At 57.8% G+C, this 15,239-nt stretch carries 14 protein-coding genes and 5 pseudogenes; 12 read left to right on the plus strand and 7 right to left on the minus strand.

Annotation, left to right across the window (positions count from 1 at the left end; genetic code table 11):
* Positions 1–95, plus strand: a pseudogene (locus AWB69_RS49055) (IS6 family transposase); the annotation flags it as partial.
* 124 nt (positions 96–219) lie between these two features.
* Complete coding sequence (locus AWB69_RS43365; RefSeq protein ID WP_062092923.1) at positions 220–474, plus strand: ankyrin repeat domain-containing protein; 255 nt, start codon at positions 220–222, stop codon at positions 472–474.
* Here the strand turns inward: AWB69_RS43365 and AWB69_RS43370 are convergent.
* Positions 461–1,393 (minus strand): LysR family transcriptional regulator, encoded by a 933-nt coding sequence (locus tag AWB69_RS43370; RefSeq protein ID WP_062092924.1) that lies wholly within the window; start codon positions 1,391–1,393, stop codon positions 461–463. The two genes, AWB69_RS43365 and AWB69_RS43370, sit on opposite strands and share 14 nt — an antisense overlap.
* Before the next feature lie 173 nt (positions 1,394–1,566).
* Between AWB69_RS43370 and AWB69_RS43375 the strand changes: the two genes are divergently transcribed.
* From AWB69_RS43375 to AWB69_RS43410, 9 genes and pseudogenes are all read left to right on the plus strand, one after another.
* A complete protein-coding gene (locus AWB69_RS43375; protein ID WP_231937439.1) occupies positions 1,567–2,889 on the plus strand; it encodes an MFS transporter in 1,323 nt (440 codons plus the stop codon).
* 42 nt (positions 2,890–2,931) lie between these two features.
* On the plus strand, positions 2,932–4,140 hold the full coding sequence (locus tag AWB69_RS43380; RefSeq protein ID WP_062092925.1) for a M20 aminoacylase family protein: 1,209 nt from the start codon (positions 2,932–2,934) through the stop codon (positions 4,138–4,140).
* A 21-nt stretch (positions 4,141–4,161) separates the two neighbouring features.
* Positions 4,162–4,549, plus strand: a pseudogene (locus AWB69_RS43385) (hypothetical protein); the annotation flags it as partial.
* Positions 4,533–4,805 carry a porin gene (locus AWB69_RS43390; protein WP_062092927.1) on the plus strand — a complete coding sequence of 91 codons (273 nt, stop codon included), beginning with the start codon at positions 4,533–4,535 and terminating at the stop codon, positions 4,803–4,805. The pseudogene AWB69_RS43385 and the gene AWB69_RS43390, both read left to right, overlap by 17 nt.
* Before the next feature lie 114 nt (positions 4,806–4,919).
* Positions 4,920–5,207: a muconolactone Delta-isomerase family protein gene (locus AWB69_RS43395; RefSeq protein WP_062092928.1), complete on the plus strand. Its 288-nt coding sequence runs from the start codon at positions 4,920–4,922 to the stop codon at positions 5,205–5,207.
* A gap of 16 nt (positions 5,208–5,223) precedes the next feature.
* Positions 5,224–6,075: a dienelactone hydrolase family protein gene (locus tag AWB69_RS43400; protein ID WP_062092929.1), complete on the plus strand. Its 852-nt coding sequence runs from the start codon at positions 5,224–5,226 to the stop codon at positions 6,073–6,075.
* Between the two features lie 74 nt (positions 6,076–6,149).
* Positions 6,150–6,351 (plus strand): annotated as a pseudogene (locus tag AWB69_RS49060) (IS5/IS1182 family transposase); the annotation flags it as partial.
* A gap of 137 nt (positions 6,352–6,488) precedes the next feature.
* Complete coding sequence (locus AWB69_RS43405; RefSeq protein ID WP_231937440.1) at positions 6,489–8,021, plus strand: APC family permease; 1,533 nt, start codon at positions 6,489–6,491, stop codon at positions 8,019–8,021.
* Between the two features lie 98 nt (positions 8,022–8,119).
* The gene (locus tag AWB69_RS43410) at positions 8,120–8,917 is read left to right on the plus strand and encodes a GNAT family N-acetyltransferase (RefSeq protein ID WP_062092930.1); all 798 of its coding nucleotides are present in this window, start codon (positions 8,120–8,122) and stop codon (positions 8,915–8,917) included.
* A gap of 4 nt (positions 8,918–8,921) precedes the next feature.
* On the opposite strand, the gene AWB69_RS43415 is transcribed toward AWB69_RS43410, so the two are convergent.
* From AWB69_RS43415 to AWB69_RS43445, 6 genes and pseudogenes are all read right to left on the minus strand, one after another.
* Positions 8,922–9,302, minus strand: coding sequence for a hypothetical protein (locus tag AWB69_RS43415; protein ID WP_156529193.1), 381 nt, complete (start codon positions 9,300–9,302; stop codon positions 8,922–8,924).
* 464 nt (positions 9,303–9,766) lie between these two features.
* A pseudogene (locus tag AWB69_RS50115) lies at positions 9,767–9,945 on the minus strand (endonuclease/exonuclease/phosphatase family protein); the annotation flags it as partial.
* Positions 9,946–10,429: 484 nt separating this feature from the next.
* A complete protein-coding gene (locus tag AWB69_RS43425) occupies positions 10,430–11,377 on the minus strand; it encodes a choline ABC transporter substrate-binding protein (RefSeq protein WP_062092933.1) in 948 nt (315 codons plus the stop codon).
* Positions 11,378–11,558: 181 nt separating this feature from the next.
* On the minus strand, positions 11,559–13,085 hold the full coding sequence (gene betC, locus AWB69_RS43430) for a choline-sulfatase (RefSeq protein WP_062092934.1): 1,527 nt from the start codon (positions 13,083–13,085) through the stop codon (positions 11,559–11,561).
* Positions 13,086–13,895: 810 nt separating this feature from the next.
* Entirely contained in the window at positions 13,896–14,279 is a 384-nt protein-coding gene (locus tag AWB69_RS43440) for an MFS transporter (protein WP_062092936.1), read from the minus strand.
* Positions 14,249–14,836 carry an MFS transporter gene (locus AWB69_RS43445; RefSeq protein ID WP_062092937.1) on the minus strand — a complete coding sequence of 196 codons (588 nt, stop codon included), beginning with the start codon at positions 14,834–14,836 and terminating at the stop codon, positions 14,249–14,251. The genes AWB69_RS43440 and AWB69_RS43445 overlap by 31 nt, the downstream gene beginning before the upstream one ends.
* Positions 14,837–14,905: 69 nt before the next feature.
* Between AWB69_RS43445 and AWB69_RS43450 the strand changes: the two are divergent.
* Positions 14,906–15,239 (plus strand): annotated as a pseudogene (locus tag AWB69_RS43450) (hypothetical protein); the annotation flags it as partial.

Here is a 15,239-nt window from a genome sequence, read left to right on the forward strand (position 1 = left end):
CCCTCAATGCAGAGCGCGACACACCAATCAAGATCCGCCAAAACAAGTATCTGAACAACATAATCGAACAGGATCACCGGGCAATCAGGTTCCGTCGCAGTAAGGTATGGGTCACGACCGCGTAGCCTGAAAACGCTAGTCCGACTTCCATTACCTCTTGGTTCAAGCGTAAAAGCCATTTCCGCATGTTTCTAGTAACGACCTTTATCGCAGATTCACATGTGTTCGCCATATCGACTACCTGGGACTCATCCAGCTTATGGCTGCCAGAAGGGTACGCCTCTCGCGATTGATACGCCGCTGCATCTGGCGGCCGGCCACGGGCAGACGGGCAATCTCAAGAAGCTGATCGCCTCGGGTGGCGATCCGGAGGTGAGAACCACCGACGGGCGCACACCGTACGACGTCGTGCTCGCGATCCGTGCGCGAGGCGTGGGTCCTGACCGCCACGCTAGAAACGTCATGGTCGCTTAGATGTCTCGAACAAAGACATCTCGCTTAGTTGCTTCTGCAGACGCTGCAAAGCTACAGAAGCTATGCGGTCGGCGCGCACGATTAGTTGTATCTCGGCCGACTCCAGAACAGGATTCTCGATTTGCACCGTCATAAATTCGCCTGCCTCGACCTCTCGACTCACCGCCCGTTCCGACATGAACGTAATCCCGACATGCGCCCTGACATGATTCTTCAAGGTCGCTAACGAATTGGTCGTGAAGGTTGGCGTGAATTCGATCTTGTCGGCGAATTCTGCAGCGCGCAACAGTTTGCGCAAGCCGAACTGCTCTTGCATCAACGCGACCGGGTAGGGTAATACGTCCTTCAGCTTCAACGGCACTTTTCGCGTGGCGAGTGGATGGCCGGGCCACGTCACAAGCCGCACCGGCAAACGCCGCGCTTTGAGGACGCGGATCGAACTGTCCTGCGGCGCGCAATATGCAATGCCTATGTGCGCTTCATGCTGCGAGACCATTCGAACAACCTCATGGCTGCTGACTTGGTCGAGCGTCACGTTGATCTTCGGAAACTTGCTACAAAACTCGAAGCTGATCGTGCGGCTCAGCTCTTCCAGAAAACCTTCGCCCGCGACGACGCGAATCTCGCCGCGCTGTAGGCCCTTCAATTCGCTCAGCCGTGCGTGCAACGTCTCTTCGCTTGCCCAACGTTCGCGACAATGGTCGAGCACGAGTGCCGCAGCTTCCGTCGGTACGACATTGCGACCGCGTCGCTCGAGCAGCTTGCAGCCAAGCTCGATCTCCAGTTGCTGGATCTGTCGGGTAACCACGGAAGGCTCGACCTCGAAATGTTCGGCAGCCCCACGTATCGAGCCCAACGAAACCGTTTCGTAAAAGTAGCGCAGGCGCCGTTCATTGATGCCGGGTGGGACGGGCGACACGAGAAACTCCTTCGGATGCACGGAGTGCGGATATGCCCGAATTGTTGCCTGAAAAGCAACGAAACGCCAGCGGAATCTGCATTGCTTTCAGCATTGTGACTCCGCAGACTTACGCCAGACACTGACACAAGCAGAGCGCCCCCCAAAGCGGCCTGCTTCACCCGGAGACAAGGTTGAACCACACCCGAATCACAGAACCTATCACGGTCGTAGCGCAGCCCGACGCGGTGCTGGAAGGCATCTATCATCGTATTGGCTGGCGGTTGCTGCCCTTCATGCTGCTTTGCTACGTTCTCGCTTACCTGGACCGTGTCAACGTCAGCTTCGCAAAGCTGCAGATGCAGCACGATCTTGGCATGGGCGATGCCATGTACGGATTCGGCGCAGGTGTGTTCTTTCTTGGCTATATGTTGCTCGAAATACCGAGCAATCTGCTGCTCGAAAAGATCGGCGCGCGCAAGACGATCAGCCGCATCATGGTGTTATGGGGCCTTACTTCTGCCTGCATGCTGTTCGTGCACGACGCGAAGAGCTTCTATGTATTGCGCTTTCTGCTCGGCGCATTTGAAGCGGGCTTCGCGCCCGGCATGATCCTGTATCTGACGTTTTGGTTCTCCGATGCGCGGCGCGCTCGTGTCATGGCCATCGTTCTGATGGCGGGGCCAGCAGCCGGTATCGCGGGCGGGCCGCTCTCGACATGGATCATGACCGCGCTGAACGGTGCGCACGGCCTCGCCGGCTGGCAATGGTTGTTCCTCGCTGAAGGCCTCCCGTGCGTGGTGCTGGGCGCGCTTGCGCTGTGGTGTCTCGACGACTCGCCGCGCGACGTTCGCTGGCTAAGCGATGCCGACAAGGCACTGCTGGCAGACGACATTCGCTCGGGAGGCCGTCAGAGCAAACACAGCGCATTTGGCGCGGCGCTCAAGGATCCGCGCATCTACGCGATGGCGTTCAGTTACTTTTGTCTGATCTGCGGACTGTACACGGTGAGTTTCTGGTTACCCACGATGTTGAAAGCGACGGGCGTGGCGAACACCGTCGCGCTTGGCTGGTATGCCACGCTGCCGCACCTCGTGACCATCATCGCTGTGCCGTTGCTCGCGCGCCATTCGGACCTCCGACGCGAGCGACGTCTGCACAGTGCCATTCCCGCTGCGGGCGGCGCGCTCGGTCTGTTGATCGCATCGTCTTTCGGTCATAGCCTCGCCGGCACGCTGATCTGGATGACGGTAGCGACGATCTGCATCTACAGTGCTTACGTCGTGTTCTGGTCGATACCGACCGCGTATCTGAAGGGCACGGCCGCGGCAGGCGGCATCGCGCTGATCAACAGCATCGGCTTGCTGGGCGGATTTCTGAGCCCGTCATTGATCGGCTGGCTCAAGGAAGAGACTGGCACGCTCCAAAGCGGGCTGATTTCGATGGCGCTGATTCTTCTTGCCGGCGGCGCGTCGATCCTGCTAAACCGGCTGCCTGTCTCCGCTGCGAAAAACTGATGTTCGATCCAGCGATCGCATCCCTATTCAAGGAACACTTTCATGAAGTACTGCGAAGTCGATGACCTCCACGCGTCATTCGATGAAATCCGCGCGCTGCGCCAGCACATCCATCAACATCCCGAACTCGCCTTCGAGGAAACCAAAACCGCGCGACTGGTCGCCGAGCGGCTCACCGAGTGGGGTTATGACGTGACGACGGGCATCGGTAAAACGGGGCTCGTCGGCACGCTTAAGGTCGGCGACGGCACGCGCAGCATCGGTATTCGCGCCGATATGGACGCGTTGCCCATTCTCGAAGAAACCGGTTTGCCGTATGCGAGCACGCACCACGGCAAGATGCATGCATGCGGCCACGATGGCCATACCGCAATGCTGCTGGGCACAGCCCGTCAACTTGCGAAAACACGCAACTTTTCGGGCACCGTTCACCTGTATTTTCAGCCGGCGGAAGAAAAGGGCTATGACAGCGGCGCGCGCGCGATGATCGACGATGGTCTTTTCGAGCGCTTTCCATGCGATGCGGTATTCGGCATCCACAATCATCCCGGCGTCGAGCAGGGAACGTTTCTGTTGCGGCCGGGCGCGTTCATGTCGGCGGGCGACAAGGTGACGATCACCGTGAACGGCGTCGGTGGTCACGCTGCGCGTCCGCATCTGTCGGTCGACCCGGTCGTCGTCGCATCGAGTATCGTGATGGCGCTGCAGACGATCGTCGCGCGCAATATCGATCCGGCTGAAGCGGCCGTCGTCACGGTCGGATCGATTCAAGGCGGTTTCGCCAACAACGTGATCCCTGATTCCGTAACAATGCAACTGAGCGTGCGCTCGTTCAGCGCGCAGGTCCGCGAAACGCTCAAGCAACGCATCGTTGACCTCGTGCACGCGCAGGCACAGAGCTACGGCGCAACGGCCGATATCGATTACGTGATGGGCTATCCCGTCGTAGTCAATCACGCCGACGAAACTGCTTTCGCCGCCGAAGTGGCTCGTGAACTGGTTGGAGACACGCGCGTAATCTTGCCCGCTGAACGCGTGATGGCGAGCGAGGACTTCGCTTTCATGCTGGAACAGAGGCCTGGGTGTTTCATCCGGCTTGGTAATGGAACGGGCAAGGAAGTCGGTGAAGGCGGCTGCATGGTGCACAACCCGCGCTACGACTTCAACGACGCGAACCTGCCTGTCGGTGCGGCCTTCTGGACGCGGCTGGTGGAGCGCTTTCTTGCACGCGATGCGGGAGGCAACGCGTGAGCACTCCGGAATCGATTTTCGGTGCACCCGAGTCCATTACCAATTCAGACACCGTCGCACAAAAAACGCACGGCGCGCGCCGTGACGGTGGCGGTCATCGGCGACTGGCTCCAAGTGTTCGACTTCACCGTGCATGGCTTTTTCGCGGCGACCATCGGTCGACTGTATTTTCCGGCGAACGACTCGACGAGATCGTTGTTGCTCGCGGTTGCCACGTTCGCTGCGGGATTTTCCGCGCGACTGTTGGGCAGCCCGCTCCTTGGCGTACATAGTGACTGGCAGGTAGCGCGCTACTTGGCGTCTATGGCGACCGCCTGGGCCGAAAGGCTGCGCTGACCTGAACAGCGCGTTGATGGCGTGCAGCACGTTCATGATCGCGCTCACGCCAGCCTATGCGCCTATCAGCATTGCTGATAGGCGCTGCTTATACTCACACGCACGGCGAGAAAGTCGACGGGCAGGATGGCGCTCACTATCAGCAGATCAATTTCGGCGCGGATTACCTACTCTCGAAACGCACGGATCTCTACTTGGTCACGGTTCTGCAAAAAGCAGGTGGCGTGAACTCGACGGAACACGCTGCGGTCGCCGCCATCAACGGTGCAACGCCGTCGAGCACGGACAAACAGATTGTGGCCGCACTCGGCATCAGGCAAAGGTTTTGATGCTGTCGATCGATTGACCGTTGTTCAAAAGTCAACAAAATCGCGTCGCGCCGTGCATTGTTCGGAGGCAACGACGCCTCTAGACTAGGTCTATCCTCAATGCGGAGAATCACAATGCAATTTCTTGCTATCTCACGTATGCGCACTGACCTGTACACGGATGCCGATTTCGCGCCGATGCTGGAAGTCGAGGCGCAGCGTGTCCGTACGTTATACGTTGAAGGTTCCGTGCGGCAGATCTGGTCTCGCGGTGACAAGCGCGGTGCATGCTCGATACTTGAGGCCGATTCGGCGGACGCGGCGCACGCCTTTATCGAATCGCTGCCGCTCGTCAAGGCCGGCATGCTGGAACTTGAAAACCTGGTTCCACTGTTGCCATATCGTGGCTTTGGCCCGCGCTAACCGATGGAGAGTCGAAATGGGCGATAACTCTGAAAACTTGTCGGACACTCCACGTAGCGGCGGTCTTGGCTCGCGCGTGTCGGAAGCAGCGCATCCGATTGGCGGAACGACCATTCACACCGACGCCGATGGTCTGAAAACCGGCGAGATCACAGCATTATCAGAAGGCTTCGATCTGCCCGTGTACTACGCCAGGCCATCGTCAGGTAACGGACCGTTTCCCGTGTTCCTGGTCGTGTCGGAAGTGTTCGGCGTGCACGCGCATATCGCAGACGTCTGCCGACGCTTTGCGAAGTTGGGTTATCTCGCGCTGGCGCCGGATCTATTCGCACGCCGTGGGGACGCGTCGTCGTTCGAGTCGCTCGCGGATTTGATACGCGATGTAATTTCGCAAACACCAGATTCCCAGGTTATCACCGATCCCGACGCGGTTCAGGCGCTGGCGGGCGAGCTCGGCGGAGACGCGGGACGACTCGGCATCACGGGCTTCTGCTGGGGCGGCCGCCTTACGTGGCTCTATACGGCCCATGCGCTGAACCTCAAAGCCGCCGTCGCGTGGTATGGCAGGCTGGACGGAGATGTTTCCTCGAATACGCCTTTGCATCCAGTATCGGTGACAGGTCTGTTGCGCGCACCAGTGCTTGGACTCTATGCGGGATACGACTCAGTGGTGCCAATAAACCATGTGTCCTCGATGAGGGCAGTGTTGGAGCAGGGCAACGACAATGCACGTAACTCGCGCATAGACATTTATCCCGACGCGGGTCATGCATTCTTTGCCGACTATCGCGAGAGTTACCGAGCTGACGATGCATGCGATGGCTGGCAGAAATGCCTTTCGTGGTTCGCGGAACATGGCGTCGCCTGATCGGCTAGGGAAAGCCTGCATAAATCTCGTACAAGGTGGTTGCCGAATACGTCGATGGCTGCGACGATGCGAGAATGAAACAAGCTAGTCCGGGGTTGGATTTGGTGACCAAGCGCGCGTAAGCGCGCGTTCCTTGACGAGATGAATCGGGTTGTTCCGTGGGCCAAGCTTGTCGGGTTGGTCACACCGCACGCGCCTGAGGGCAAGAGAGGACGACCGCCATTTGCGGTCAAGACGACGCTGCGCATCCACTTCATGCAGCAGTTATATGGACTGGACGCCTTCCATTTGCGAAGGGTCGACATGGATGCCATCAAACAGAATCAAGTTGCGGTTTTATATCCGGCCTGTTATCGAGGCATATCGCCTATTGGCGCTGATGGAATCCGCTGACCCGCGGTGACGAGGCAACGGTGCAAGTGCTCAAGGAGCCCGGTAAGGCCGCGCAGAGCACGTCGTATACGTTTGTCTCGGCCAGCGTGTCCGAAGGTAGCCGCTATCGAAACGCCCTCCTTAAAAAAGCGTCGAGGAATAATGTTGGCGCATTAGGTGTTATCAGCATTGCAGTAGAAATCGATCACGTTCCGCTTTTGGAGAGATGCCCCGTGGCAACCGATTCATTTGGATATAAACAAGAACTAAAGCGCACGCTCACATTGGTCGATCTGGTCGTGTACGGCGCGGTGTTCATGATTCCCGTCGCACCGTTCGCGATCTTTGGCTATGTCTCGGATGCATCAGCCGGTATGGTTGCATTGGCCTACATCGTTGGAATGATAGCGATGTATTTTACTGCCTTGAGCTACAAAGTACTCTCAGAGGATTTCCCCATCGCTGGATCCGCCTACGCTTACGCGCAGCGGGGTATTGGCGATGCCGCAGGGTTTATCGCCGGCTGGATGTTGATATTAGATTATTTACTGTGTCCTGCGCTGACCTATGTCGTTGCAACTGCAGCGCTGTCACAGCTGTTTCCAGTTTTACCTCGCTGGACCTGGATCGCAGTGTTTTTATCAATCGGCACGTTCACCAATTACGTTGGCGTGCAGGCGACGGCAACCGTGAACAAGTTTTTTATGGCAGTGCAGGTTGTTGTCCTTGCTGTTTTCTCCGCATGCGGTTTATACGCGCTCTATCACGGGGTAGGGGCAGGACACCTCACATTGAAGCCGCTCTTTCAACCTGGAGCGTTCAAGGTCCAACTCATTTTCTCGGCGGTTTCGATTTGCGCACTTTCGTTCCTCGGCTTTGATGCAATCTCGACGCTGGCGGAGGAGGTGAAAGGAGACAGCAAGAAGGTGGTAGGAAACGCCACAATTGCGTCCCTGGCGGTGGTCGGAGCGCTGTTTGTCCTTCAAACCTGGATAGCCGCTGATCTTGCAAATGGAATGAAATTCAGGTCTCTAGACACGGCGTTCTACGAGGTTGCCGAGTTGGCTGGCGGCAAGCCACTCGCCGCCGTGACCGCCTGGACAACGGCAATTGTTTTTGGTGTTTCATGCTCTATCGTCGCTCAAGGGGCGATCGCTCGCCTTCTGTTCTCAATGGCGCGCGACCGCAAGATTCCGGCTCTTCTGGCAACCGTCCATCCAAGGTTCAAAACGCCTCACTTCAGCCTTCTGTTGGTAGCGGCGGTTTCCTTAGCTGTGGCGATCGGCTTTCTTGACCATCTTGATACGCTGACCAGCTTTGTCAACTTTGGCGCCTTAACTGGCTTCATGATCCTGCACGTCACAGTGATCCTTCACTTTACTGCGCGAAAGCGTTCACACGCATTCTTCAAACATCTCGTCTCACCGATCATCGGTTTCGTCATTCTGGCATACGTTTTGTACTCGATGGGGTCGGCGACATGGACACTCGGCTTGAGTTGGCTTGCGATAGGCATCGCGTACTACGCGATCCTCACCAAGCTTTTACGACGCGACTCCCAACTTAAGATTTGAATGAGCGGGCGTGCGTTCGTATCGGGACAACTCCTCACCCGTCGCAGCGACAGCGCTGCCGTTACCACTGGCCTAAGAATCTGCGAACCTCACATATCATGGAAAATCCTGAAATCACCGAGTCGAATGTTCAATATGTCTCGATGTGGAAAGTCCTGGCGGGCGACCGTCCAAATGCCGACCTGACAGATAGGCCCGGATTGTCAATGTGCTGGGCAGACAGTCCCTTTCCATTTTGGAATGCGGTCTTTCTCACCGAAGATATTTCGGACCCGACCTTGCTAAGAGACCGACTAAACGAAGCATCGAGATATGTAGGCTCAAAACGGCACGATGGCCTGATCTATATTTGTGAAGACTATTTGTTCGGTCAAGCAAAGAAAGACCTCGACGCGATTTTGGCAAGCGAAAAGCTTCAATTTGCCTTGGACATTACAGGTATGGTGGGAGATATTCTGCCGCTTGCTTCGCCTACCTATCCTTCATCTCTGAAGTTTCTACGGGTAACCGACGAAGCGGCGCTCCAGCTATATGCCGACATTAACAGCGAAGGCTACGGCTTCCCCTTGGATGCTGGGCGCGCTGGGTTAGGTGGATCCAGATTCTGGAAGGAAACCGCGTTCGCCTACATCGGGTACGAAGATGGCAAGGCAGTATCGACAGCGGCGGCAATCGTTAATCGCGATCAGCTTTATCTCGCCCTCGTCGCAACCAGGCCCGACGCACAGCGAAGGGGATTCGGTGCGGCCACGGTGCGGCACGCGTTGCAAGCCGCTTATGATGCGACGGGTCTCAGACGCACTACTTTGCACGCAACGGATGCTGGTTTCCCGGTCTATCAGCGGGTGGGATATCATCGCACGACAAAATTTATGACCTACACAGTGAATGGCTAGCTCTCTACTGAAGGCGATGCGATTCTTCGACCGTGCTTTGGCGAAGCGATGAACCGGTTCTAATGAGATGGACCCGACGCCTCCCTTCGGGGGAAAGAAATTCTCCACCATACCAACGAGGGCTCGCGAGCCGTCTACCAGCCACCGTCTCCAAGTCGCCGATGACCCGCTCGCAGCCGTACGTGGGAAAGACCTGGTCCGATATATCAAACACGCCGATGCCGGCGGTCCGGCGCCTGCGCAGCAGGTCGTCGTCCAACTTGCGCAACGCCGCCATGTCTGTGTCGAGGAGGAGCAACATGTCATTGCTTTGCAGCATTTCAGTCGCTTGCGCAATCAGATCAAGCTTGAAGTGCGCCGCATAAAAACGCGCCTGCTTCGGCACCTCCACTGTTGTGTCGAGCTGGTGAACAATAGGGCGTTCCGGCGGCGGTGTATCCGATAACTGAGAAAAACCGTGTCGACCGCGTTAGTGAAAATGTTCAGACGCGCAAAGCCGGCGTGCAGGAGACTTTTATGCAAACAGATAGCTTGCCGCACGTACGAAAGAGGGTCATTGCTTTTATAGTTTGGGCTGCCCAACGCATTGACGTCGATAAACACCAATGCACATGGGAATACATCTACCCTCTGGCGGTCTTCCACAATGCCCCCTTTGCGAACGCGGTTCCTGGTTCGTGAGCCAGTCAACAACGGCTCGCTGCCATTTTTCGTTTGACTAATAATCGGCTCTCTTGCGACATATCGTGAGCGCATTGATCCCGAAACAAGGAATGATCCCGCGAACGAAAAAGCCTGCTCGTCATCAAGAACTATTGCTTTCGGAGGGTGGGAGACGGAGTTGTGCGACTTCAGGTCCTCGGTGACGAGAACAAAGTCGCACGCGAAGGGGCCATCGGGCCATTGCTCGTGATTACAGGCCGACCGTCGCGGCGCGAGGTCCGTTTGGGGCGCGCAGGTCTTGCGTCGGCAAACGAGGGTGCGTCGGGAATCGGCTCGAGTATCTTGTGATAGGCTGAGTCTCCGAACCGCTGCGCCGATTGACGCCATGCGAACCGGCGACGCGGCGCCGGCGGTCGGTTGTGCGACGGGCAGGGCATTTGTGAAAACGCATGGACTGGACTGTCTTCCGCGCGTTAGCTTTCGAGCCAAATGACCTATTCCATTGTTGTGAACCGCCTCACGGACTCTATACGTGGCGGCGCACATCTCGCGCAGCACCCGATTCCGCCTCTTCCCGAAATCGATCCAGACCACCCCCAGGATGACGACGACGGCGACGTGCCGCCCGATCCGGACAGCCTCGTAAGGCCCAGCGTCGGTAAGATCAAAGAGCGCGTGACGATAAGATAGTCCAAACAGATAAACGAATTCCTCGGCTCGTTCCCCAATAAGTACTTTAACCTCGGATCGACGCTACCAATGGTAGCGTCTTGACCCTGAACTTTTCCGTTCCATAAATACCGTGGAATGCCCCGGCGATCGCAACTTCGGGGGCATTGTCTCATTCCGTCATTGACCGGCGAGGTAAGCATTCATCGCTGGCAGCGCGTCTTTGCCGTCGAACGTCTTGACCCCGGTAAGCCACTCGGTGAGGATGCCCGGATTGCGCTTCAACCACTCGCGCGCCGCAACGTTCGGCTCTTTCTTGTCTCTGGTGATCGACTTCATCACCTCGCTCTCGAGGGACGGCGTAAATTTCAAATTCGTCACAAATTTCCCGGCATTGGGACAGCGCGTCAGATAGTCAGGCGGTACCATCGAATAAACCTTCGCCTCGCCGTAGTTCGGTCCAAACACCGCATCGCCGCCGCTCAGGTAGTTCATCTTCAACTCGATGTTCATCGGATGAGGGTCCCAGCCGAGGAATACCACCCACTTCTTGCTGCGGACCGCGCGATTCACTTCGACTAGCATGCCTGCTTCACTCGATTCGACCAGCTTGAAGTCCTTAAGGCCGAACTGATTGCTATCAATCATCTTTTGCACGAGCACGTTGCCTGCGCCGCCGGATCCTAAACCGTAGATCCGATAATCGAGCTTGTCGCCAAACTTCGCGATATCCGCGAATGATTTGAGGCCTGCATCGTAGACGTAAGACGGCACGGCAAGCGTGTACTTCGCACCAGTCAGGTTGGGCTCGCTGAGTACTTTGATGCTGCCGCTCTTGATGAACGGCTGGGCGACGCCGTCCATCGCCGGTCGCCAGTCGCCGAGGAAGACATCGATCTGTTTCGACTTCACGCCCGTCAACGCAATCGGCACCGACGCGATCGTCTTTGTCGGCTGATAGCCAAGTCCGGCAAATACCGTCGATGCCAGCGCCGTGGTCGCGGCAATGTCGGTCCATCCGATATCGGCGAATCGAACCGTCCGGCACACTGCCGGATCCTGAGCGTAGGCGCTCGCGCTGCAACAAAGAATCAACAACGAACCGGTGAAACGTGTGGGGACTTTCATTCTGCGTTCTCCATCGAGGGTCAGATACCGTAACGAAAACGGGTCGATCCGGCGACCTGGCGTTCGTTTTTTTTTAGCAGCCCGCTCATCCAGGCGCGACAAGCCCAATTCCGAGTCGTCGGGCGACGCCCGACGAGCGCTTCCTAGCGGCTCAAACGCCTCGGGGCGTTCGTGCGACGCTTCAATCAACATCGGGTGGTCTGAGAAGATCGCGTGCTTCGGCATCGTGATAGGAGTTAGTGCCGCGGTAGTAGCGCTTCGAGGCGTCCTCCATGGGCTGAAAGTCCCAAGGCGTCACACGTCCTTTCGTCAACGATTGATAAACGAGACGCCGCCGACGCTGGCTGCTCAACACCTCTTCCTTCAGTCCGGCAAGATTCCAGCGCCCGGCCACCTCTCCAAGAAATCCCTCCACCAGGGTGGCATGATCAGGATTGCCAACGAGATCGTTAAGTTCGTCCGGATCCGCTTCCATATCGAACAACTGGGGGGGATCGTGGTCCACGAAGTTGAACTTGTAACGTCCCTTGCGGAGCATCACGTAAGGCGCGGCAACGCCTTCCGAGAACAGCTCGCTCACTGCAATCCGCTCGGGGTCTTCCGCCGAGAGAAGAGGTAGCAGGCTCTGGCCGTCAGGTGCTTCGGGATAGCCATGCCAGTCGCCTCCCGAGGCGATGTCGACCAGCGTCGGCAGGATATCGATGAGACTGCAGTTCGACTTCACCCGCTGTCCGCCCGGTAGACCGGGACCGGCCATGATCAAAGGGATGCGCGATGACCAGTCATAGAAGCTCATCTTGTACCAGAGGCCGCGCTCTCCGATCATGTCGCCGTGATCGGCGCAAAGGACGACTACTGTGTTGTCCATGAGGCTTGCACGGGTAAGCGCCGTCAGCACTTCGCCTATGCGCTCATCCACGTATGAGATGCTGCCGTAATAACCGTGGCGTGCGCGACGGATATCGTCGTCTGTCAGGCCAAGCTCACCGCGGTCGTATTGTTCCCACAGGCGCCTGCTATGCGGGTCTCGCTTTTCCGGCTCTATGAAGGGCACGCGCGGCAAATCGATCTCTTCATCGCCATAGAGATCCCAGAAACGCTTAGGCGTCACGTACGGGTCATGCGGATGGGTGAACGAGGAGACCAGCAGGAACGGGCGATCATCGTCTTCCCGCGCCCAGTCAAAGATTTTTCGGGTAGCGTGGAAGGCCACCTCTTCATCGAAATCCTGCTGAAGCGAACGCTCAGCAATACCCCCGCCGCGCACATTCTTCATGTTGTGGAACCAGTCCATTGTGCGCCAGGGATCGTCCCAATCCGCTGTCCAATTGAAATCCGATGGGCAAATGTCCGTCGTCACGCGTTCTTCAAAACCGTGAAGTTGATCAGGGCCGATGAAATGCATCTTGCCGGAGAGGCATGTGCGATAACCCATTAAGCGCAGGTAATGGGCGAATGTCGGAATGTCGGCGGGCAACTGCGCGGCGTTGTCCCATGCACCGATATTCGAGCATCGCCTACCGGTCATGAATGCGAGCCGAGCGGGTGCGCACAACGGAAAATTTGTGTAGCAGTTTTCGAACACCGCTCCGCGCTCTGCAATCGAGTCGATGTTCGGCGTCTTGACCACGTTGTGGCCGTACGCATGGAGGGCTCGTGCACTGAGTTGGTCGACCATGAGGACGACAATGTTGGGCCTGCGTGCCATGGCGCTCACATCCGCGCTGCGAATGGGGTCAGCCAACGAGACGTGGCGGGTGCGAAGCCTGCGGGTGATGTCATCACTTTCTCCAGTTGAATCGATTCGAGTAATAATCGGCGCGGCGCGGCTATGCCATGCTGCCGCCTGCGGCGATGGACGACCGTCGTCAAAAAGTCGGTGTCAGCCAGCTCCGAGAAACCAATTTAACCAGTCATAAAACTGCAGCTTGATGTTTTGCGACACGTCGTGTCTTCAGATTGCCTTATGAGGCCCTGCTACGCCCCCATTTCGAGATAGGTCGTGTGGTTGGGGGCGTGCGTATTTGATCGGCAGTATGAATTAGCTCGCTCTTGCACTGCACAGTGAACATCTCGTAATCGGATTTGGTCTGTCGATGGTTAAACGGCTTCGCAGGCCGCTAGACGTAGCTTCGCAATTCTTCAGCGGTACCGCTTTGGACTGCACCAGCTACGGCTTCGTCTGTGAAGAAAGTCCGCATATGTGATCGAGACCATGCGTAACAGCGATGTCGTGCGAATGCCAGATCCGGCATACACTGAAGTCGTCCGACTCAGGCTCAACTTTCCTGGAAGTGTTTCGCAGACGACCGCCGGAACGTGGACACAATTATGTCGGTGTAGGTATTCTCGAAGAGTTTCGAATCCCGCGCAGCCTTACCCCTGCCAGACCTGCAACGCGATTGAGATCGCGCCGTATGCCACCCCCAAACGGCGAGCAGCACCAGCGTGGCGGCTTGCCGGCTTCCGAGCACGGGCAGCAAGAGCACGGAGACGATGTACAGCAAGATAGCCGCGCTCAACGCCATCTTGACGTTGCGCCGACCACCGCTCCGCAGACAAAGTTACCGAGCAAGCCGATCAGCGTGTAGCACGGCAGGATCAACGAGATGGTCTGGCCACCGAAGCCCGAGACATTCACGAGGAAGAAGGTGACGTAGGTGTAGGTGCCGAACTGTCCGCTTAGCAGGAAGAACATCGCGAGTAGCCCGACTTTGCCTTTCCTCGTCGACACGATGTCGAAGAAATCACCCGGCCGGACACGCTGCTCGACCTTCATCGACGGCAGCAACAGCACTTGCGCGCCGGGCGCGACGGCCGAAAGCGCAAGCGTCTCCCCGAATGCTGCACGCCATCCGAACGAGTCACCGATCAGGGCGCCCGCCCACCCGCCAACAAGCATGTCGATCGAGACTCCGGCAAAATGATCGACGTGGCTTTCGCAACGTACTTTTCGGCAACGAGTCGCCCACCCACGCCGGCGCCGATTGCCCAGAAGCCGCCCAGTCTGATGCCGAACAGCACCCGGCCGAGGATCAAGACCGGGAAGTTTGGCGCCAGCATCGCGAAGAGGCTCGACGCAGCCAGCAGCGCCCCAAGCGCCCACAGCACCAACCGGCGATCGTGCCGACCGACGGCCACCGTGAGTACCGGAGCCGCGATGGCGGCCAGGATGCCCGGCACGGTGACCATCACGCCGGCTGTTCCCTCGCTCACCCGGAGGCCATCGCTGATGTATCTCAGCAGACCCACCGGCATGAACTCGGCGGCGCAAAGGACCGTGGCGGTCAAGGCGACCGACACCACGGAGAACTGCTGCCGCTGGACAAGTGCATTTCGTTCAGCGGCACCCGGGATCGGGCTCACCCCCTTGGAAAATAGCTCGACGCTCATATCGAGCGTGACATCGCGAAGCTGCCCCAGGCCGTTGCAGACGTACAGGTTCGCGAATCCAGCCATGTCGCCTCCGTGAGCGTCGACTCGGCGTGGCTGCGATATTGCGGCTTCGAGAGAGGCCCTGGCCGCCACGTGAACATCGTCGCCGGGCGAGCCACGTTCACCGACGGTCCCCCAAAGTTGTATGCCTATGTGCACAGAGAAGTCACCTCGACTGCAGCGCGACTCGATCAGTTCCTTAGCCGAAACGGTGTGGCGAGCGATGAACGCGTGACCGTGATCAGCGACGACGCTGGAGAATTTTCAAAGATTGTCCAGGGCGGTCAGCTGGCTCGTGGTCGGATCCTCGACTGGTTCCACATCGCGATGAAGTTCCAGGCGGCGGATTCGGCAGCCGGTGGTTCATCCGGCTGCAGCAGGCGCCGCTACTCGCTGCCGCATCACCGGCGCCTCCCACGATTGCGAC

It is taken from the genome of Caballeronia udeis, from assembly GCF_001544555.2.
GTDB lineage: Bacteria > Pseudomonadota > Gammaproteobacteria > Burkholderiales > Burkholderiaceae > Caballeronia > Caballeronia udeis.

Coding starts and splice junctions, on each gene's coding strand:
- AWB69_RS43400 (WP_062092929.1), top strand. CDS start 5,224: ATGGGCGATAACTCTGAAAACTTGTCGGACACTCCACGTAGCGGCGGT.
- betC (WP_062092934.1), bottom strand. CDS start 13,085: ATGGCACGCAGGCCCAACATTGTCGTCCTCATGGTCGACCAACTCAGT.
- AWB69_RS43395 (WP_062092928.1), top strand. CDS start 4,920: ATGCAATTTCTTGCTATCTCACGTATGCGCACTGACCTGTACACGGAT.
- AWB69_RS43410 (WP_062092930.1), top strand. CDS start 8,120: ATGGAAAATCCTGAAATCACCGAGTCGAATGTTCAATATGTCTCGATG.
- AWB69_RS43380 (WP_062092925.1), top strand. CDS start 2,932: ATGAAGTACTGCGAAGTCGATGACCTCCACGCGTCATTCGATGAAATC.
- AWB69_RS43365 (WP_062092923.1), top strand. CDS start 220: ATGTGTTCGCCATATCGACTACCTGGGACTCATCCAGCTTATGGCTGC.
- AWB69_RS43440 (WP_062092936.1), bottom strand. CDS start 14,279: ATGCTTGTTGGCGGGTGGGCGGGCGCCCTGATCGGTGACTCGTTCGGA.
- AWB69_RS43390 (WP_062092927.1), top strand. CDS start 4,533: ATGCGCCTATCAGCATTGCTGATAGGCGCTGCTTATACTCACACGCAC.
- AWB69_RS43445 (WP_062092937.1), bottom strand. CDS start 14,836: ATGGCTGGATTCGCGAACCTGTACGTCTGCAACGGCCTGGGGCAGCTT.
- AWB69_RS43425 (WP_062092933.1), bottom strand. CDS start 11,377: ATGAAAGTCCCCACACGTTTCACCGGTTCGTTGTTGATTCTTTGTTGC.